Origin of the sequence: Arthrobacter sp. C9C5 (genome assembly GCF_013359735.1) — a bacterium.
Taxonomy (GTDB): domain Bacteria; phylum Actinomycetota; class Actinomycetes; order Actinomycetales; family Micrococcaceae; genus Arthrobacter.
Window position 1 is genome coordinate 72,159 of the sequence record NZ_JABFMX010000004.1, and the last position, 19,484, is coordinate 91,642.

The window sequence follows — 19,484 nt, forward strand, 5'->3', positions numbered from 1 at the left end:
ACCGGAACAGCAGCTCTTGAACGACCGAGCACTTTGAACATCAGGCAGGAAGCGGTAAAGCAATGACCCAGGCCCAGAACGGCACCCCGCCGGCGGTCCGTACCCAGGACTCGCTGGGGCGCGTGCACTTCATCGGCATCGGCGGCGTGGGGATGTCCGCCGTCGCGCGCATCATGGTGGCCCGCGGCCTGCCGGTGAGCGGCTCCGATGCCAAGGACCTGCCGGTGATGGCCGAACTCGCCGCGGCCGGCGCGCGGATCGCCGTCGGCTACGACCCGGCAAACCTGGGTGACGCCCAGACCGTCGTCGCCGGTTCGGCCATCCGCCCGGACAACCCCGAGCTGGCCGCCGCCCGCGCCGCCGGGCTGCCGGTGCTGCACCGCTCCGAGGCCCTGGCCGCGACGATGGCGCAGGACACGGCCGTCACGGTCGCCGGCACGCACGGCAAGTCCACCACGACATCGATGATCACGGTGCTCCTTCAGGGCGCCGGGCTGGACCCGTCCTTCGCCATCGGCGCCAACGTCCCGGCCCTGGGCGTCAACGCGGCCACCGGAACCTCCCCGGTCTTCGTCGCGGAAGCAGACGAATCGGACGGTTCGTTCCTGAACTACCGCCCGCAGATCGCGGTCGTGACCAACGTCGAGCCGGACCACCTGGACTACTACGGCACGGCGGAGGCCGTCTACGCCTCCTTCGACCGGTTCACCGAACTGCTCCCCGCTGACGGCCTGCTGGTGGCCTGCGCCGACGACGACGGCGCCCGCGCCCTCGCGCTGCGCACCCGGGACCGGGGCAACACCCGCGTGGTCCTCTACGGCACCGCGGCGGACGCCGACGTGAGGCTGCACGACGGCGGACCGGGCGACGTCTGGATCTCGACGCCCGCCGGCCGCTTCGCCGTCGAACTCCAAGTGCCGGGCCGGCACAACGCGCTGAACGCCGCCGCGGCCTTCGCGGTGGCTCTCGAACTCGGCATCGCCCCGGAAGCCGCCGCCGGCGCGCTGGCCAACTTCTCCGGCGCCTCACGCCGCTTCGAATTCAAGGGCGCGGGCCGCGGCGTGCGCGTCTACGACGACTACGCCCACCATCCCACCGAGGTCCGGGCAGCCCTCGCCGCGGCGCGCTCGGTGGCCGGCGAACACCGGCTCCACGTCCTCTTCCAGCCCCACCTGTTCTCCCGGACCCGGGAGTTCGCGCACGAGTTCGCGGAGGCCCTCAACGCCGCTGACACCGCGCTGGTGCTGGAGATCTACCCGGCCCGGGAAGATCCCATTCCCGGCGTTACCAGCCAGCTGATCGCCGACCACCTCGGCCCTGGCGGGCGGCTGGTGGGCCCCGGCGACGAGGCCATCAAGGCTGTGCTCGAGGCCGCGGCTCCGGGGGACATCGTCCTCACGGCCGGCGCGGGCGATGTCACCGCCTACGGCCCGCTCATCGTCGAGGCGCTGACGGTCGAGGCCCCCGGTGGCTAGCACGCGCCGGCCCACGTACCCCTCAGGCCCGCGCGGATCTGCCTCAGGCCGGGCCGCGGCGGGGCAGGAGGACGTGATCTCGGCGTCCAAGGCGGACCACGCAGGCACGACCCCCACAGCCACGACCCCCACAGGGACTACCCCCGCCGGCGCCACCCCCACAGCCGGAAACCCGGCCGGGGCGAGCACGCCGGCGCCGCAGCGCGGCAATGTGCTCGCCTTCCCCGAACCTAAGGCCAAACGGCGCCGCCGGATCATCCTCACGACGGTGGCCGCAATCGCGGTGCTCATCGCGGGGATCGTGGCGGCGGCCGTGTACTCGCCGTGGCTTGCCGTTCACACGGTCACCGTGGAAGGCAACCGGATCCTCACTACCCAACAGGTCAAGGCCGCCCTGGCCCCCCTCCAGGGCAAGCCCCTGACGCAGATCAGCGATGAGGACGTGAGCGGGCTGTTGCAGCCGCTGGCCCAGGTAAAGGCCGTCACCACCCAGGCCCGGCCCCCGTCCACGCTTCAGGTCCGAATCACCGAGCGCGTGCCGGTGGCACTGGTCAAGCAGGCCGAGGTCTACCAGCTGGTCGACGTCGACGGCGTGCAGCTCGGAAAGGCCAAGGACCCGGCTTCGATCAAGCTCCCGGTCATCGACGGCGGCCGCGCCGCGCTGCCCAAGGACCTGTTCCACGCCATCACCGGGGTTCTCGGGGCGCTCCCGCCGGACGTCCTCGCCCGGCTCTCGGATGCCAAGGCCAAGTCCGTGGACGCCGTGGAACTCAAACTCGTGGACGGCCAGACGATCGTCTGGGGCAACGCGGGGGAGAAGGAGCTCAAAGCCAGGGTGCTCACAGCCCTGCTGAAGGCGCCCGCGGATCCAAAAAATCCAGTGGCAATCTACGACGTCAGCGTGCCCCGGCACCCGGTCACCCGATAGCTCTCCATCACTTACATCGGGCCGTGCGCCGGCGATAGTGGAAATGGTGCAGCCGCCGGGACCCGGCGCGGCCACCAAGCAGCAAAAAAGCAGAAACGGACGGCATTTCCCCGGTATTACCGCGACACGCGGAGCCGGTTATTGAATGTCCTCTGGATAGGAAATAGCGTCACAGACATGAGTTACTTGACATAACTATAACCTTCAACTGGAAGGTTAAGGTTCAAAGCCTCAAGCTCGACTCCATCAGTTTTCGCAATAGAACACGAACAAGGGACACGTAACGTGGCAGCTCCGCAGAATTACTTGGCCGTCATCAAGGTCGTCGGCATCGGCGGCGGTGGCGTGAACGCAGTCAACCGCATGATCGAGGTCGGTCTTCGCGGCGTCGAATTCATCGCCATCAACACGGACGCGCAGGCGCTGTTGATGTCCGATGCAGACGTCAAGCTCGATGTCGGACGCGAACTGACCCGCGGCCTGGGAGCCGGTGCGAATCCTGAGGTCGGCAGGCAGGCAGCAGAGGACCACGCCGACGAGATCGAAGAGGTCATCCGTGGCGCGGACATGGTCTTCGTGACCGCCGGCGAAGGCGGCGGAACCGGCACCGGCGGCGCACCCGTCGTGGCCCGCATCGCACGCTCCCTCGGCGCGCTGACCATCGGCGTCGTCACCCGCCCGTTCACCTTCGAAGGCCGCCGCCGCGCCGGCTCCGCCGAGGCCGGCATCGACGCCCTGCGCGACGAGGTCGACACCCTGATCGTCATTCCGAACGACCGGCTGCTCTCCATCAGCGACCGCAACGTCTCGGTGCTGGACGCTTTCCGCTCCGCCGACCAGGTCCTGCTCTCCGGTGTCCAGGGCATCACCGACCTGATCACCACCCCGGGCCTGATCAACCTTGACTTCGCGGACGTCAAGTCCGTGATGCAGGGTGCCGGTTCCGCGCTCATGGGCATCGGTTCGGCCCGCGGCGAAGACCGCGCCGTCAAGGCTGCCGAGCTGGCCATCGCCTCGCCGCTGCTGGAGGCCTCCATCGACGGCGCCCACGGCGTCCTGCTCTCCATCCAGGGCGGCTCGGACCTGGGCCTGTTCGAAATCAACGAGGCAGCCCGCCTGGTGCAGGAAGTGGCCCACCCGGAGGCCAACATCATCTTCGGCGCCGTGATCGACGACGCCCTCGGCGACGAAGCCCGCGTGACGGTCATCGCGGCCGGGTTCGACGACGTCAAGGCCACCTCGCCGTCGATGGACCAGTCCCAGCCCGCTCCGGCGCGCCCTGCCGCTCCCGCCCCGGCTCCGGCCCAGGCGCCCGCTTCCGCACCGGTCCAGCCGCTGCACGCCGGCGTCGGTGCGTCCGGGCTCAGCAACTGGGGCCAGCAGCGCCCCTCGGCCGTGCCGGCCGACTCGGGCTTTGATGTGGACCTGCCCTCCGTCGTCGAGCCGGATCTCTCCGGCCGCCACTCGGACGACCTGGATGTGCCTGATTTCCTGAAGTAGGCATCGGTCCAAGAAGCAGCAATCAGCACCATGGCACTGCCTCCGGCAGTGCCATGGTGCTTTGGCGGGGTTACGGTGTTTGGTATGGGTTTTTCAATGTTTCCGGTTCCTGAAGTGGCGGTGTGCTGAGTGTTCTCCTGGCGAGCTGAGGTGCGGCCCGGCGTCTGGGCGGCATTCACCAACGTTGCGGCGGGCAACCTGGCGCTCCATGTCGGGGACGACCCGGCCACGGTGCGCAGGCGCCGGGAACTGGTCGAGCAGGCCGCCGGGCTCGGCTCACGCCGCTTCCGGTTCATGAACCAGGTTCACGGCAACGAGGTGGCCCTCATCTCCAGCGGCGGCCCTGCCCTGGCCTCGGCGTCCGGCCTGGCGTCCGCCGATGCGCCCACCGCCGACGCCATGGTCTCCACCGGGGAGCCGCTGGCGGTCATGGTGGCCGACTGCGTGCCGATCGTGCTGGTGGCGGAGGGCGGCCCCGCGGAGCCGGTGCTCGGCGTCGTGCATGCCGGAAGGCCCGGCCTGGCAGCCGGTGTGGTGCCGGCCGCGGTGGCGCGGATGCGGGCGCTGGGAGCCACTGACATCAGTGCCTGGATCGGCCCTTCCATCTGCGGAAACTGCTATGAGGTCCCGGAAGACATGCGCGCGGACGTCGCGGCAGTCGTCCCGGCGGCCTGGTGCACCACCGCCCAGGGCACCCCGGGGCTGGACCTGCCGGCCGGGGTCCGCAGCCAGCTCGAAGCCGAGGGGGTCGCCGTCGAATACCTCGGCGGCTGCACCCGCGAGGACGAGGACCTGTACTCCTACCGGCGCAACAGCCGCACGGGCCGGTTTGCGGGCCTGGTCTGGACCGGCCCCGAAGTTGCCGGAGCAGCCAAATGACCGTGTCGGCGGCAGCGGGAGGGGATCCACGGCTCGCGGAGCTCCGCGTACGGCTCGACGCTGTGCGGCAGCGGATCAACGCCGCGGCAGCCGACGCCGGGCGCGGGGACGCCCCACCGCAGCTGATCGTGGTCACCAAGTTCCACCCGGCCGAGGATGTCGCGCGGCTCGCCGCCCTCGGCGTCACCGATGTCGGCGAAAACCGCGACCAGGAAGCAGCGGATAAGGCGGCCCGGCTGCAGGAGCTGAAGCTGCGCTGGCACTTCATCGGCCAGCTGCAAAGCAACAAGGCCAAATCGGTGGTCAAGTACGCCCACGCCGTGCACTCCGTGGACCGGCCGCAACTCGTCGACGCCCTCGCCAAGGCGGTCCGCGCGGAGCAGGAGCGAACCGGCCGCGGGGACCTTGAGTGCTTCATCCAGGTCAGCCTGGACGAGGACGCCGACGGCCACCGCGGCGGCGCGTTGCCCGCGGACGTCCCGGCCCTGGGCGAACAGCTCTCCGCGGCGGCCGGCCTCCGGCTGGCCGGCGTGATGGCCGTGGCGCCGCTTGGTGCGGCGCCGGAGGGGGCGTTCGAAAAACTGGCGGAAATCTCCGCGCGGCTGCGCGCTGACCATCCGCAGGCCACGGCCATCTCCGCCGGAATGAGCCAGGACCTCGAGGCGGCCATCCGGTTCGGGGCGACACACCTTCGAATAGGCTCCGATATTCTCGGTCCGCGTCCGGCCTTGCGGTAGGTTCAACGTATTGGAAGGTAATGGCGGGGATTCCAATGCAGTGACTCCAGAACTGTCGAGTCACTGAGCGGCCCCCATACGGACACGATTAGGAGTCGACCATGGCTGGCGGTCTGCGCAAGACAATGATCTATCTTGGGCTCGCTGATGGCGACGAACACTACGAGTCCGAGCATCACACACCGCACAAGGATGAGGACGATTCCATGGAGCACGACCGCGAGGAGCGCCGCGCGCCGGCGCCCGTCCGCGAAGCCCCCCGGGAAGAGCCCTACGCCGCTGAAGAGGAATACCGCGCACCCGTGACACCCATCAAGCGAGCGGCCGCAAGCCGCGAAGAGACCACCGGCCTCCGGCAGATCACCACGATCCACCCGCGGTCCTACAACGACGCCAAGCTCATCGGTGAAAGCTTCCGTGACGGCATCCCCGTCATCATGAACGTCACCGACATGGGGGAGGCGGACGCGAAGCGCCTCGTCGATTTCTCCGCGGGCCTGGTGTTCGGCCTGCGCGGCAGCATCGAGCGGGTGACCAACAAGGTGTTCCTGCTCTCGCCGTCGTACGTCGAAGTGATCGGTGACGACAAGAAGGTCAGCGAGACGCAGGCCGCCTTCTTCAACCAGAGCTAGCTCAGGATTCCCGTTCGGATGCCAGGCAGGGGTACCTGCCTGGCATCCGCGCTGAGGTATCCGTGTTGGAATAGACGTGTTGGAATGGATGCGCAACCACTGTCAGGACACTGCGGTATCCGGAATGATCATGGAGATATGAGTTAACTCATGGGAATTGTTTTCGGACTTGTCTATATCGCACTGTTGCTCTTTTTTGTGGCGCTGATCATCCGCCTGATTTTCGACTGGGTGCAGATGTTCGCCCGCAGTTGGCGTCCGCGCGGTGTGGCGCTCGTCACCGCCCACGCTGTGTACTCGATCACAGACAAGCCCCTCAAATTGCTCGGCCGGATCCTCCCGCCGCTGCGGCTCGGCGGAATCTCGCTGGACCTGGCGTTCCTGGTGCTCTTCCTGGCCGTCTCCGTGGCCATGGGCTTCGCCAGGTACTTGACCTACGCGCAGCCGATCGCCACGTAAGCCGGCAACGGACCCGGTCCGCTTGCCAGAAAAGATAAAAACTCCGGTTTGACACTGCGGTGTTGAATTAGAGGAACCAGACCATATTTAGGTACCGTAGTTTTGACGGCCGGAAGGCCTACTGACTAACTAGACCAACGAGGTGACCAGATGGCTTTGACGCCAGAAGACGTTGTCAACAAGCGCTTTCAGCCGACCAAGTTCCGCGAAGGCTACGACCAGGACGAAGTTGATGACTTCCTGGACGAGATCGTCGTTGAACTGCGACGCCTGAACCAGGAGAACGACGAGCTGCGCAAGAAGCTCGCCGAAGCCGGTTCCGGCACGGCCGCCAGCTCCGCCGCTGGCGCTCCCGTCGTGGAGAAGGTGCCGGCAGCCGTCAAGGCCGAGAAGGAAGACCGCGCCAGGGCAGAAGCCGAGGCAAAGGCCGCCGAAGCAGCCGCCAAGAAGAAGGAAGCCGAGAAGGCTCCCGCTCCGGCAGCAGCCCCGGCCCCGGCCCCCGTCGCCGCCACCGCGTCCGCCGAGTCCGCTGCCGGCCTGCTGGCCATGGCGCAGCAGATGCACGACAAGCACGTCGCCGACGGCGAACAGCAGCGCGACAAGATCATCGCCGAAGCGCAGATCGAAGCCAGCAGCCTCGTCAACGACGCGCAGGAAAAGTCCCGCAAGATCCTGGGCGCCCTCGAGCAGCAGCGCTCCGTGCTGGAACGCAAGGTTGAGCAGCTGCGCGGCTTCGAGCGCGACTACCGGTCCCGCCTGAAGGCCTACATCGAAGGCCAGCTGCGTGACCTGGACGCCCGTGGTTCGGTTGCGGCCCCCGAGGTCGAAGCCAGCTAGGACGTTTTACAAGTATTCTGAAAGCCGGTGGCTGAGGACTCCTCGGCCACCGGCTTTTGGCATTTACCGCCGTCTTCGCGGCCTCCTTCGGGGGCCTGGACGCGAAGGCAGCAAGCCCTCAGCCACCACCGGCACCGGAACGAAAGCACTATGACTGACGCACCAACCCCAGACGCCGCCCAGCCCGCGGACGCCGTGCAGCCCTCGCCGTCCGCGGACGCCGTAGCGGCGCCGGCGCGCAAACCGCGCCGCGCCCTGCTGCTCACCCTTTTCGCCGGATTCGCGGTGTTCGCCTACGTGTTCGACCAGCTGACCAAACTCTGGGTCACGTCAACCATGACCGAGGGGGAGCGGATCCCGGTGCTGCCGCCTTTGCTGCACTGGTACTACATCCGCAACTCCGGTGCCGCGTTCTCGATCGGCGAGAACGTCACGTGGGTCTTCACTATCATCATGGCGGCGGTGTCCATCGCGATCCTGCTGCAGCTGCGCAAGCTCGGCTCCGCCTGGTGGGCGCTGGCGCTGGGGCTGCTGCTGGGCGGGGCGCTGGGCAACCTCACCGACCGGCTGTTCCGCGAACCTTCGTTCGCGATGGGCCATGTGGTGGACTTCATCCAGCTGCCCAACTTCGCGATTTTCAACATCGCCGACTCCGCCGTGGTGTCCTCGGTCGTCATCATCTGCCTGCTGACGCTGCGCGGCGTCGCCCTCGACGGCTCACAGCTGAACCCGCGCCGGGACAGCAGCGCCGGCCGGCCGGCTGTGCTGGAAGAAAACGGACGGGAACACAATGTCTGAGCCCGGCCCGGCCAGTGCGCCGGAACGCCAGCACTTCACCGTCCCGGCGGAGCTGGCCGGCGTCCGGGTGGACGCCGGGCTGGCGAAGCTGATGGAGATCTCCCGGTCGCAGGCGGCCACGCTGATCGCGGAGGGCAACGTCAGCAGCCACGGCAAAGCCGTGGGGAAGTCCCTCAAGCTCAGCGCCGGCGGCGAGCTCGACGTCGTCGTGCCGGAGCGCCGGGACCCGCTGGAAGTTGTGGAGGAAGTTGTGGAAGGCCTAAAAATCCTGCTGGACGACGACGAGTTCGTCGTCGTCGATAAACCCGTCGGAGTGGCCGCGCACCCGTCGCCCGGCTGGGTCGGGCCGACGGTCGTCGGCGGCCTCGCCGGCGCCGGTTACCGGATCTCCACCTCCGGCTCGCCGGAACGCGCCGGGATCGTGCACCGGCTCGACGTCGGCACCTCCGGAGTCATGGTGGTGGCCAAGACCGAGAACGCCTACACGGCGCTCAAGCGGGCCTTCAAGGAGCGCACCGTGGACAAGGTCTACCACGCCGTCGTCCAGGGCCTGCCGGACCCCTTGGCCGGCACCATCGACGCGCCCATCGGCCGCCACCCCGGCCACGACTGGCGTTTCGCCGTGATCGAGGACGGCCGCGACTCGGTGACCCACTATGAGGTGCTGGAAGCCTTCGGCAAGGCCTCGCTGGTGGAGGTGCACCTGGAAACCGGCCGCACCCACCAGATCCGGGTGCACTTCTCCGCGCTGCGCCACCCCTGCGCCGGCGACCTGACGTACGGGGCCGACCCCCGGCTCGCGGCCACCCTGGGCCTGACCCGGCAGTGGCTGCATGCCCGGCAGCTGTCCTTCGACCACCCCCGGACCGGGGAGCGGGTCACGGTGACCAGCGAGTACCCGCAGGACCTGAGGTACGCCCTCGAAGTGCTGGAGTCCGGCAACGCCTAGCGGAGCTCCGCACGCACCGCCGCGCCGGGCACGTGGGTGTCGTTGCCCGGCACTAGAATGATTCGGTGACTTCCAGCAACAACTCGTTCGTCCACCTCCACAACCACACCGAGTACTCCATGTTGGACGGCGCGGCGCGACTCGGGGAACTCTTCGATGAGACCGAGCGGCTGGGCATGCCCGCCCTGGCCACCACCGATCATGGCTACCTCTTCGGGGCGTTCGACTTCTGGAAGCGGGCCACCGACAAGGGCATCAAGCCGATCATCGGCGTCGAGGCCTACGTCACGCCGGGAACCGCGCGCACGGACAAGACCCGCGTGCGCTGGGGCGAAGAGAACCAGCGCAAGGATGACATCTCCGGCGGTGGCGCCTACACGCACATGACGCTGCTGAGCTACAACAACGTCGGCATGCGGAACCTGTTCCGTGCCTCCTCGATCGCCTCCCTCGACTCGGTCTTCGGCAAATGGCCCCGGCTGGACCGCGAGCTGCTGAACACCTACTCAGAAGGCCTGATCGCCACCACCGGCTGCCCGTCCGGCGAAGTCCAGACGAGGCTCCGGCTCGGGCAGTACCGCGAAGCCCTCGAGGCCGCGGCCGAGTTCCGCGACATCTTCGGCGCCGAGAACTACTTCTGCGAGCTCATGGACCACGGCCTGGACATCGAGCGGCGCGTCACCGGGGACCTGCTACGGCTGGCCAAGGAACTGAACCTCCCGCTGGTGGCCACGAACGACCTGCACTACACGCACGAGCACGACGCCAAGGCGCACGAAGCCCTGCTGGCCATCCAGTCCGGCTCCACCCTGCTGGAGCCCACGTATGACAACGGCGGTTCACGCTTCGCCTTCTCCGGCAGCGGCTACTACCTGAAGTCGCCGCAGGAAATGCGGGAACTGTTCCGCGACCACCCCGACGCCTGCGACAACACGCTGCTGATCGCCGAACGCTGCGAAGTGTCCTTCAACACCGGCGCCAACTACATGCCCCGCTTCCCCTGCCCGGAAGGGGAGGACGAGACGTCCTGGCTGGTCAAGGAAGTGGACAAGGGCCTCCACTACCGCTACCCCCAAGGCATCCCGGACAAGGTCCGCCAGCAGGCCGACTATGAGCTCGAAGTCATCACCTCGATGGGCTTCCCGGGCTACTTCCTGGTGGTGGCCGACTTCATCAACTGGGCCAAGAACAACGGCATCCGGGTGGGTCCCGGCCGCGGCTCCGGCGCCGGCTCCATGGTGGCCTACGCCATGCGCATCACCGACCTGGACCCGCTGCACCACGGCCTGATCTTCGAGCGCTTCCTGAACCCGGACCGCGTCTCCATGCCCGACTTCGACGTCGACTTCGATGACCGGCGCCGCTCCGAAGTGATCGACTATGTGACCCGCAAGTACGGCGACGAACGCGTGGCCATGATCGTCACCTACGGCACCATCAAGACCAAGCAGGCCCTCAAGGATTCCTCCCGCGTGCTGGGCTACCCGTTCAGCATGGGCGAGCAGCTCACGAAGGCGCTGCCGCCGGCCGTGATGGCCAAGGACATTCCGCTGGCCGACATCCAGAACCCCGAGGCCAAGCGTTACGGCGAGGCCGGGGACTTCCGGCAGCTGATCAGTACGGACCCGGAAGCGGCGAAAGTCTTCGAGACCGCCCTGGGCATCGAGGGCCTGAAGCGGCAGTGGGGCGTCCACGCCGCCGGCGTCATCATGTCCTCGGACCCCATCATCGACGTCATCCCGATCATGCGCCGCTTCCAGGACGGCCAGGTCATCACGCAGTTCGACTACCCGACCTCCGAGGGCCTCGGCCTGATCAAGATGGACTTCCTGGGGCTGCGGAACCTGACGATCATTTCCGACGCGCTGGAAAACATCAAAATGAACCGCGGGGTCGACCTGGACCTTGAGTCCCTGGCCCTGGACGACGCGGCCTCCTACGAGCTGCTGGCCCGCGGCGACACCCTGGGCGTCTTCCAGCTCGACGGCGGGCCCATGCGCTCCCTGCTCAAGCTGATGAAGCCCGACAACTTCGAAGACATCTCCGCCGTGCTGGCGCTGTACCGCCCGGGACCGATGGGCGCCAACGCGCACACCGACTACGCGCTGCGCAAGAACAAGATCCAGGAAGTCATCCCGATCCACCCCGAGCTCGAGGAGCCGCTCGCCGAGATCCTCGGCGGCACCTACGGCCTGATCGTGTACCAGGAGCAGGTCATGGCGGTGGCGCAGAAGCTCGCCGGCTACACCCTGGGCCAGGCCGACATCCTACGCCGCGCCATGGGCAAGAAGAAGAAATCCGAGCTGGACAAGCAGTTCGCCGGCTTCTCCCAGGGCATGCAGGACAACGGCTACTCGATGGCCGCGGTCAAGACCCTCTGGGACATCCTGCTGCCCTTCTCCGACTATGCCTTCAACAAGGCGCACTCCGCCGCGTACGGCGTGATCTCCTACTGGACCGCCTACCTGAAGGCGCACTACGCGCCGGAATACATGGCGGCCCTGCTCACCTCGGTCGGCGACGACAAGGACAAATCGGCGATCTACCTCAACGAATGCCGCCGCATGGGCATCACCGTGCTGCCTCCGGATGTCAACGAGTCAGCGCTCAACTTCACCCCGGTCGGCAACGACATCCGCTTCGGCATGGGAGCCATCCGCAACGTCGGCGCCAACGCCGTCGACGCGATGGTGGCCGCACGCGAACGCGAAGGCGCCTACACCTCCTTCAAGGACTACCTGATGAAGGTCCCGGCGGTGGTCTGCAACAAGCGCACCATCGAATCCCTGATTAAGGCCGGCGCCTTCGACTCGCTCGGCCACCACCGCCGTGCCCTGGCCATGATCCACGAAGAAGCCATCGACTCGGTCATCACGCTCAAGCGCAACGAGGCGATCGGACAGTTCGACCTGTTCGCCGGCATCGATGACACCGAGTCGGAGTCCTCGCTGAGCATCGAGATTCCCGAACTGCCCGAGTGGGAGAAGAAGGACAAGCTCTCCTTCGAACGCGACATGCTGGGACTCTACGTCTCGGACCACCCGCTGCAGGGCCTCGAGGGGCTGCTCAGCCAGCACGCGGACCAGTCGATCACCTCGATCATCGCCGAGGACGGACCGCACGACGGCGCGATCATCACCATCGCGGGCATGATCACCTCGCTCAGTCGCCGGATCGCCAAGGCCAGCGGCAACGCCTACGCGCGCGCCGAGATCGAAGACCTCGGAGGCTCGGTGGAAGTGATGTTCTTCGGCCAGGTCTACGGCCCGATCGCCTCGGTCCTGGCCGAGGACCTGATCGTCGTCGTCAAGGGCCGGCTGCAGCGCCGCGACGACGGCGCGGTGGCCCTGAACTGCATGGAGCTCTCGGTGCCGGACCTTAGCGAAGGCCTGGACGGGCCGCTGGTGATCACCATGCCGACGCACAAAGCCACCGAAGCCGTGGTGAATGAACTCGGCGAGGTGCTCAGGACCCATCGGGGCAAATCCGAGGTCCGCCTGCACCTGCACGGCGACTCCCGGGTTGAGGTCATGGGGCTGCCCGTGCATCTGCGCGTCAACCCCAGCCCGTCCCTGTTCGGCGACCTGAAGGTGCTGCTCGGCCCGACCTGCCTGGACAGCTAGGCAACGGGACATCTGGACAGCTAGGCCGGGCGGCCTAGATTTCGTAGTCGAGCGGCACCGGCTGGCCGTAGCTGCCACCGTGATACAGCAACGGCGCGCCCTCGCCGCCAATCGCGCCGTCGACCACCTCGACGACCACCACGGCGTTGTTTTCGAAGGAGAGCCGCATCTGGATCTTGCCGATCAGCCAGCCGGAGACATCCTTGAGGATGGGCACCTCATGGGGCCCGAGCTCCCAGTGGTCACCCTCGAAGCGGTCCCGGGAGCGGGCGAAGCGGTCGGCGAGCTGCTGGTTCCCCAGCCCCAGCATGTGCACGCCGATGTAGCCGGAATTCGCGACGGCGGGCCACGAGCGGGAGGTCCGGGCCATGTTGAAGGTGAAGCGCGGCGGCTTGGCCGATAGGGACGCCACCGAGGTAGCGGTGAAACCGTAGGGCACGCCGTCGTAGTTCACGGTGATGATGGCGACTCCGGCCGCGTGGCGGCGGAACATTTCCTTGAACGTTCCTTCGAAGGCTTCTTCGGCTGAGGCCACTGTGGTTCATCTCCCTGCTGTTCTGCGACTGGTGCTCACTGCCAGCGTATTCCTGCGGGCGCGGCCCGCGGTATTCGCACCCCGCCATTTGGGCATCCGGGCGTCACGTGCCGTGCGCCGGCGTCATGTCCGTCCGGGGCCGGATCCTTTGTTAAGGTTTGTTGCATGACACAACCTGCGGTGCACATGCCCGTTCACGATCACGACGGCGGCCCCTGGCCTGCCGCGCCCGGGCGGCCCGGCGCTGCCGTGCCGTGGACGGGGCTGGCCGTGATCGCCGCGGCAGGTCTTCCGGTGGGACTGTTGTGGTGGCTGCTGGCGCCGACCGGGCTGAACCTCATCACCCGGGACCCCGCATTGGCCGCCGGCAGCAACCCCGAAACGTGGCTGCCGCGGGACCTTGTCCTGGCCGGGCTGTTCCTGCTGGCCGGCTGCCTGTCCGGGGTCTTCATTGCCGGCAACCGGCCCGCCCGGCTGGGAACCGCGACGGTGGTCCTGGCCGTCGCCGCGGGCGCCGCGGGGGCCCTGCTGGCCTGGGGGACCGGCGTGCTCGCCGGTACCTGGTGGAGCGCCCCGGTGGACACTTCGGCCAGCGCCAGCATCGCCTTCTCGCTCCGGGCCTACGCCATGCTGGTCATCTGGCCTGCCGCCATCGCCCTCGCGATCTTCCTCTCCACGGTGTTTGGCTCATCGGAGCCCGGGCGGTCGTCCGCGGACGCCTGACGCCAGGGGCGCTCCGGCTGTTCTCCAGGCCCCGGACGCTCCGGCCCCGTACCCCGTAACGGGGGTCCGGGGGCGCCGCGCCGGAGCGTAAAATGGACGAGTGACTCCAACTGCTGACAGCCCTGTGCCCTCCGCTCCCTCCGCCCTCAACTTCCGCACCGTGGACGTGCGCGGGCAGCGGTTGTCCCTCGCCGGGCTCCGCGCCGCCGTTCCGCGGGCGCAGCACGGCACCGTGGCCGACGCGGAGCAAAAGGTCCTGGACATCATTTCGTCGGTCCGGACGCGCGGCTTCGAGGCGCTGCGCGAGCTGGCGCTGAACTTCGACGGCGTCGAACAGGCCCACCCGCGGGTCCCCGCCGAAGCCCTCAAGGCCGCCCTCGACGGCCTGGACCCCGCCGTGCGCGCCGCCCTCGAGGAGTCCATCCGCCGGGCACGCCGCTTCGCCGATGCGCAGCGTCCGGCCGACACCGACGTCGAACTCGGCGAAGGCGCCGTGGTCAGCCAGAACTGGGTCCCGGTGGCCCGGGTCGGGCTCTACGTCCCCGGCGGCCTGGCGGTCTACCCCTCCTCGGTCATCATGAACGTGGTCCCGGCGCTGGCAGCCGGCGTGGAATCCATCGCCCTGGCCTCGCCGCCGCAGAAGGACTTCGGCGGCCTCCCGCACCCCACGATCCTGGCGGCGGCGTGCCTGCTGGGCATCGAGGAGGTCTACGCGATCGGCGGCGCCCAGGCCATTGCGGCGTTCGCCTACGGCATCGCCGGCGGAACCGGGGCCGGGGGCGTCGGAGCCAGCGCTGCCGCCGGCATCGACGCCGGCATTGACCCGGTCGACGTCGTCACCGGGCCCGGAAACATCTTCGTGGCCACCGCCAAGCGGCTCGTGAAGGGTGTGGTGGGAATCGACTCGGAGGCCGGCACCACCGAGATCGCAATCCTGGCCGACGCGACTGCGCGCCCGGGCCTCGTTGCCGCCGACCTGATCAGCCAGGCCGAGCACGACCCGCAGGCCGCTTCCGTGCTGATCACCGACTCCGAGGAACTGGCCGCCGCCGTCCGCCGCGAACTCGAACTCCAGGCCGGCGCGACCAAGCACAGCGCCCGGGTCCGGCAGGCCCTGTCGGGTCCGCAGTCCGGCGTCGTCCTGGTCGAGGACCTTGAGCAGGGCATCGCTGCCTGCGACGCCTACGCGGCCGAACACCTCGAAATCATGACCGCGGACGCCGCCGGCGTCGCCGCCCGGATCCGCAACGCCGGGGCCATCTTCGTGGGGGACTACAGCCCGGTGAGCCTGGGCGACTACTGCGCCGGCTCCAACCACGTGCTGCCCACCAGCGGAACGGCCGCGTTCTCCTCCGGGCTGAACGTGACCACCTTCCTGCGCGCCATCCAGGTGATCAACTACAGCAGGAGCGCGCTGGAGGAAGTCAGCGGACACATCGTCAGCCTCTCCGGCGCGGAGGACCTGCCGGCCCACGGCGAAGCGGTCACCGCACGGTTCTCCGCAGGCAGCTAGGGCGGCCGGCGGGGAGACCCGCCAGAACGGCGCTCGACCACAACATGTAGTAATTACAGGCTTGTTATTCAGCAACATCTAGTCGTAAACTGATCCCGGAAGCACCAATCGCGGTGCTTAGGCTCTCTACAGGGATCAAGTTTGCGGCAGGGGAGGAACCGACGTGTATTGCCCGTTCTGTCGTAACCCTGATTCGCGCGTGGTGGACAGCCGCATCGCCGACGACGGCTCCGCCATCAGGCGCCGCCGCCAGTGCCCCGAGTGCGGACGCCGGTTCACCACGGTGGAGACCACCAGCTTGACCGTGATCAAGCGCTCCGGCGTCGGCGAGCCGTTCAGCCGCAGCAAGGTCATCAACGGCGTGCGGAAGGCCTGCCAGGGCCGCCCCGTCACCGAAGACGACCTCGCCATGCTGGCCCAGGAAGTCGAGGAGACCATCCGGGCCTCCGGCGCAGCCGAGATCGACGCCCACGAGGTGGGCCTCGCGATCCTCAACCCCTTGCAGCGCCTCGATGAGGTGGCCTACCTGCGCTTCGCGAGCGTGTACCAGGCCTTCGAATCGCTGGAAGACTTCGAGTCCGCCATCGCCCTGCTCCGCCATGAGGCCGAGTCCAAGGGGCTGGAAGGCAAGAGCTCGCAGAAGAGCCCGCTCTAGGCTCAACCAAGTTCCGGTGGTGGCAGCGGAGGGGAAGCCGCGGCCACCACCGGCTCCAACCAACTGACTCGCAGTTGCCACCGCATGAACCGAAGCCCTCAAAGCGACAACAACTGCGAGCCAGTTGGGTTGTTTTGCGTCCTGGACTACTTGGCCAGCTTGTGCGTGAGGGCAACCTCGATGGCGGCGCCCACGATGCCGGCGTCGTTCTTCAGCTCGGCCGGAACGATCGGCGTGCGCAGCGACATGTGCGGCAGGTATTCGTCGGCCCGCTTGGAGATGCCGCCGCCCACGATGAACAGTTCCGGGGAGAAGAGGAACTCGACGTGGGAGAAGTAGCGCTGCAGCAGCACGCTGTATTCGGCCCAGCTCAGGCCGTCGCGCTCACGGGCGACGGCGGAGGCCTTGCTCTCGGCGTCGAAACCGTCGATTTCCAGGTGGCCCAGTTCGGCGTTGGGGACGAGCTTGCCGTCGAAGATGAAGGCGGAACCGATGCCGGTGCCGAGGGTGATCACCAGGACCGTGCCGGAAATGCCTTCGCCGGCACCGTAGCGGGCCTCGGCCAGGCCGGCGGCGTCGGCGTCGTTGATGACCTCGACCGGGCGGCCGAGCCGGGCGGTCAGCAGGGCGTCGATGTCCAGGTTCAGCCACGAGTTGTCAACGTTGGCCGTCGAGTGGACCACGCCGTGCTGGATGATTCCCGGGAAGGTCACGCCGACGGGGGAGTCGGCTGAGGGGGCGTCGGGACGCTTGGACAGCTCGGCGACCACCTGCGCCACGACTTCGGCGACGGCTTCCGGGGTGGACGGCTGCGGGGTGGGCACGCGGAGCCGGTCGCCCACGAGCTTGCCCTTCTTCAGATCAACGATTCCGCCCTTGATGCCGGTGCCACCGATGTCGATGCCGATCAGCGGTGCGTTCTTCTTCGACTTCTCGTCCTTCTTGGCCAATGTTGTTCCGTTCGTGGCAGGGGCGGGGTGGGTCTTGTTGTTGATTTTGGAAAGGCGGTGCGGGGATCAGGGGAGCGTCAGGACTTCGGCGCCGGACTCCGTGACCAGCAGGGTGTGCTCGAACTGTGCGGTCCGTTTGTGGTCGCGCGTCACAACCGTCCAGTCGTCGGCCCACATGTCCCATTCGACCGTGCCCAGCGTGAGCATCGGCTCGATCGTGAAGACCATGCCGGCCTCCATGACGGTGTTGTAGGCCGGGGCGGCATCGTAGTGCGGGATGATCAGCCCGGTGTGGAAGGCCTCGCCGACGCCGTGCCCGGTGAAGTCCCGGACCACGCCGTAGCCGAAGCGCTTGGCGTAGGACTCGATGGTCCGGCCGATCACGTTGATTTCGCGGCCCGGGGCCACAGCGCGGATGGCGCGGCGCAGGGACTCTTCGGTGCGTTCGACCAGCAGCCTGGACTCCTCGTCGACGTCGCCCACGAGGAAGGTGTAATTGGTGTCGCCATGCACGCCGCCGATGAAGGCCGTGATGTCGATGTTCAGGATGTCGCCATCCTGGACCACCGTGCTGTCCGGGATGCCGTGGCAGATCACCTCGTTGAGCGAGGAGCACAGGGACTTGGGGAACCCGCGGTAGCCGAGGGTGGACGGGTAGGCGTTGTGGTCGAGCAGGAACTCGTGCCCCACCTTGTCCAGCTGGTCGGTGGTGACGCCGGGGGCGATGTGCTTGCCGACTTCCACGATGGCCTGGGCGGCAATCCGTGAGGCGATCCGGATCTTCTCGATGGTCTCGGCGGACTTGACCTCTGAGCCCGTGAACTTGGCCGGAGCAGGCTTGCCGACGTACTCAGGGCGCGGGATGGACGCCGGTACGGCAAGTTGCGGGCTGACTGTTCCCGGGACAAGGGTGCCGATGGGTGCAGTCGAGGTGAGGGAAGGCATAGATTGATTCTATAAGCCCCCGGGCGCAGCCCGGAAAATACAGCCGAAAACTTAGCCGACAGGGGCCGGTACCCCCGGAACCAGGCACACGCAGAAGGATCCCCGATGACCGAATACTGGTACAACGTCAACACCCACGAGATCGAGGAAGACGCCATGTCCGACTGGAGCCAGTTGATCGGCCCTTACAAGACCCGCGAGGAAGCCGAACACGCCCTCGAGAAGGTCAAGGCCCGCAACGAGGCCTGGGAAAAGGGCGACGACGACGCGTAACGGCCTGCCGGCGCCCGTTGTCCTCCTGGTCAACGGGCTGCCCGGCTCCGGCTGGAACCCGAAGCTTGCGGCTAGAAGGAATGTTCCGGGCCGGGGAAGTGGCCTGAGCGGACATCGTCGCCGTACGCTTTCGCGGCATCGCTCAGGGTGGTCCGCAGATCCGCGTACTGCTTGACGAACTTGGCCATCTTTCCGCCACGAAGCCCGGCCATGTCCTGCCATACCAGCACCTGGCCGGTGGTCGCATTGCCTGCCCCGATGCCGATCGTGGGGACCTCGACGGCGGCGTCCACGGCGGCCGCCGTCGGCGCCGGAACCATTTCCATCAGCACACAGAACGCGCCGGCGTCGGCCAGTGCGACGGCGTCGTCGATCAGCCGCTGGGCATCGTCGCCACGGCCCTGGACCCGGTAGCCGCCGAGGGCGTGCTCGCTTTGCGGCGTGAAGCCGATGTGCGCCATCACGGGGATGCCGGCCTGGACCATGGCCCGGACAGTTTCGGCATAGAACTTGCCGCCCTCGATCTTGACCGCGTGCGCGAGCCCTTCCTTGAGGAAACGCACGCCCGTCGCCACCGCCTGCTGGGCGGAGACCTCGTAGCTGCCGAAGGGCAGGTCGGCCACCACGAGGGCGCGCCGCGCGGAGCGGGTTACCGCGCGGCACAGCGGAATCAGCTCGTCCACGGTGACGGGCAGGCTCGTTTCGTTGCCGAAGACATTATTGGAGGCCGAATCTCCGACCAGTAGCACCTCGATGCCGGCCGCATCGAAGATCTCGGCGGTGTACTGGTCGTAAGCCGTCAGCATGGCGAAGCGCTCACCGTTGAGCTTGGCCTGGCGCAGGTGGTGCGTGCGGATTCGGGCCGCGGGTTTGGCGGCAGTGTCCTTGGCGGCGCTGTCCGGCGCCGGATCCTGGGCTGCGGCGGCCGTGCCCGTTGCGGGGCCGTTGCCGTAGGGGGCAGCGAGTTCTGCGGACGTGCTGGAATCGGGGCTGTTGCTGGGGGCCATGCCACGAGCGTAGTGCGATACCCCGCGTCCTAGCTACCGGGCGGCACCGGCGGAGCGGTGAGACCC

At 67.8% G+C, this 19,484-nt stretch carries 19 protein-coding genes; 15 read left to right on the forward strand and 4 right to left on the reverse strand.

The window, feature by feature from the left end; all coding sequences use genetic code 11:
- Positions 1 to 62: 62 nt before the first annotated feature.
- From murC to dnaE, 11 genes are all read left to right on the forward strand, one after another.
- Entirely contained in the window at positions 63 to 1,475 is a 1,413-nt protein-coding gene (gene murC, locus HNO80_RS04285) for a UDP-N-acetylmuramate--L-alanine ligase (protein ID WP_175321602.1), read from the forward strand.
- Complete coding sequence (locus tag HNO80_RS04290; protein WP_175321603.1) at positions 1,468 to 2,403, forward strand: cell division protein FtsQ/DivIB; 936 nt, start codon at positions 1,468 to 1,470, stop codon at positions 2,401 to 2,403. The genes murC and HNO80_RS04290 overlap by 8 nt, the downstream gene beginning before the upstream one ends.
- A gap of 285 nt (positions 2,404 to 2,688) precedes the next feature.
- Positions 2,689 to 3,903, forward strand: a complete 1,215-nt coding sequence (ftsZ, locus tag HNO80_RS04295) for a cell division protein FtsZ (protein ID WP_175321604.1) — start codon at positions 2,689 to 2,691, stop codon at positions 3,901 to 3,903.
- A 129-nt stretch (positions 3,904 to 4,032) separates the two neighbouring features.
- The gene (locus HNO80_RS04300) at positions 4,033 to 4,782 is read left to right on the forward strand and encodes a purine nucleoside phosphorylase YfiH/LACC1 family protein (protein ID WP_175321605.1); all 750 of its coding nucleotides are present in this window, start codon (positions 4,033 to 4,035) and stop codon (positions 4,780 to 4,782) included.
- Entirely contained in the window at positions 4,779 to 5,519 is a 741-nt protein-coding gene (locus HNO80_RS04305) for a YggS family pyridoxal phosphate-dependent enzyme (RefSeq protein WP_175321606.1), read from the forward strand. The genes HNO80_RS04300 and HNO80_RS04305 overlap by 4 nt, the downstream gene beginning before the upstream one ends.
- 101 nt (positions 5,520 to 5,620) lie before the next feature.
- Positions 5,621 to 6,151 (forward strand): cell division protein SepF, encoded by a 531-nt coding sequence (locus HNO80_RS04310; RefSeq protein WP_175321607.1) that lies wholly within the window; start codon positions 5,621 to 5,623, stop codon positions 6,149 to 6,151.
- Between the two features lie 150 nt (positions 6,152 to 6,301).
- On the forward strand, positions 6,302 to 6,610 hold the full coding sequence (locus tag HNO80_RS04315) for a YggT family protein (protein ID WP_175321608.1): 309 nt from the start codon (positions 6,302 to 6,304) through the stop codon (positions 6,608 to 6,610).
- Between the two features lie 150 nt (positions 6,611 to 6,760).
- Positions 6,761 to 7,447 (forward strand): DivIVA domain-containing protein, encoded by a 687-nt coding sequence (locus tag HNO80_RS04320; RefSeq protein WP_175321609.1) that lies wholly within the window; start codon positions 6,761 to 6,763, stop codon positions 7,445 to 7,447.
- 150 nt (positions 7,448 to 7,597) lie between these two features.
- Positions 7,598 to 8,245 carry a signal peptidase II gene (gene lspA / locus HNO80_RS04325; protein WP_175321610.1) on the forward strand — a complete coding sequence of 216 codons (648 nt, stop codon included), beginning with the start codon at positions 7,598 to 7,600 and terminating at the stop codon, positions 8,243 to 8,245.
- Positions 8,238 to 9,194, forward strand: a complete 957-nt coding sequence (locus tag HNO80_RS04330) for an RluA family pseudouridine synthase (protein WP_175321611.1) — start codon at positions 8,238 to 8,240, stop codon at positions 9,192 to 9,194. Before lspA ends, HNO80_RS04330 begins: the two co-directional genes overlap by 8 nt.
- A 65-nt stretch (positions 9,195 to 9,259) precedes the next feature.
- On the forward strand, positions 9,260 to 12,817 hold the full coding sequence (gene dnaE, locus HNO80_RS04335; RefSeq protein ID WP_175321612.1) for a DNA polymerase III subunit alpha: 3,558 nt from the start codon (positions 9,260 to 9,262) through the stop codon (positions 12,815 to 12,817).
- Positions 12,818 to 12,851: 34 nt separating this feature from the next.
- On the opposite strand, the gene HNO80_RS04340 is transcribed toward dnaE, so the two are convergent.
- Complete coding sequence (locus HNO80_RS04340; protein ID WP_175321743.1) at positions 12,852 to 13,310, reverse strand: flavin reductase family protein; 459 nt, start codon at positions 13,308 to 13,310, stop codon at positions 12,852 to 12,854.
- 207 nt (positions 13,311 to 13,517) lie between these two features.
- Here HNO80_RS04340 and HNO80_RS04345 point away from each other — a divergent pair, with 207 nt between their 5' ends.
- The 3 genes from HNO80_RS04345 to nrdR all read left to right on the forward strand — a co-directional run bounded on the left by HNO80_RS04345 (position 13,518) and on the right by nrdR (position 16,243).
- Positions 13,518 to 14,075, forward strand: a complete 558-nt coding sequence (locus HNO80_RS04345; protein WP_175321613.1) for a hypothetical protein — start codon at positions 13,518 to 13,520, stop codon at positions 14,073 to 14,075.
- 100 nt (positions 14,076 to 14,175) lie between these two features.
- Complete coding sequence (gene hisD / locus HNO80_RS04350) at positions 14,176 to 15,588, forward strand: histidinol dehydrogenase (RefSeq protein WP_175321614.1); 1,413 nt, start codon at positions 14,176 to 14,178, stop codon at positions 15,586 to 15,588.
- Between the two features lie 163 nt (positions 15,589 to 15,751).
- Positions 15,752 to 16,243 carry a transcriptional regulator NrdR gene (nrdR, locus tag HNO80_RS04355; RefSeq protein ID WP_175321615.1) on the forward strand — a complete coding sequence of 164 codons (492 nt, stop codon included), beginning with the start codon at positions 15,752 to 15,754 and terminating at the stop codon, positions 16,241 to 16,243.
- A gap of 146 nt (positions 16,244 to 16,389) precedes the next feature.
- Here nrdR and ppgK read toward each other — a convergent pair whose 3' ends face one another.
- Positions 16,390 to 17,193, reverse strand: a complete 804-nt coding sequence (gene ppgK / locus HNO80_RS04360; RefSeq protein ID WP_175321616.1) for a polyphosphate--glucose phosphotransferase — start codon at positions 17,191 to 17,193, stop codon at positions 16,390 to 16,392.
- Positions 17,194 to 17,259: 66 nt separating this feature from the next.
- Entirely contained in the window at positions 17,260 to 18,138 is an 879-nt protein-coding gene (gene map, locus HNO80_RS04365; protein WP_175321617.1) for a type I methionyl aminopeptidase, read from the reverse strand.
- Positions 18,139 to 18,243: 105 nt separating this feature from the next.
- Between map and HNO80_RS04370 the strand changes: the two genes are divergently transcribed.
- Positions 18,244 to 18,411, forward strand: coding sequence for an SPOR domain-containing protein (locus HNO80_RS04370; protein WP_175321618.1), 168 nt, complete (start codon positions 18,244 to 18,246; stop codon positions 18,409 to 18,411).
- A 71-nt stretch (positions 18,412 to 18,482) separates the two neighbouring features.
- On the opposite strand, the gene panB is transcribed toward HNO80_RS04370, so the two are convergent.
- Positions 18,483 to 19,418 (reverse strand): 3-methyl-2-oxobutanoate hydroxymethyltransferase, encoded by a 936-nt coding sequence (gene panB, locus HNO80_RS04375; protein WP_175321619.1) that lies wholly within the window; start codon positions 19,416 to 19,418, stop codon positions 18,483 to 18,485.
- Positions 19,419 to 19,484 lie beyond the last annotated feature (66 nt).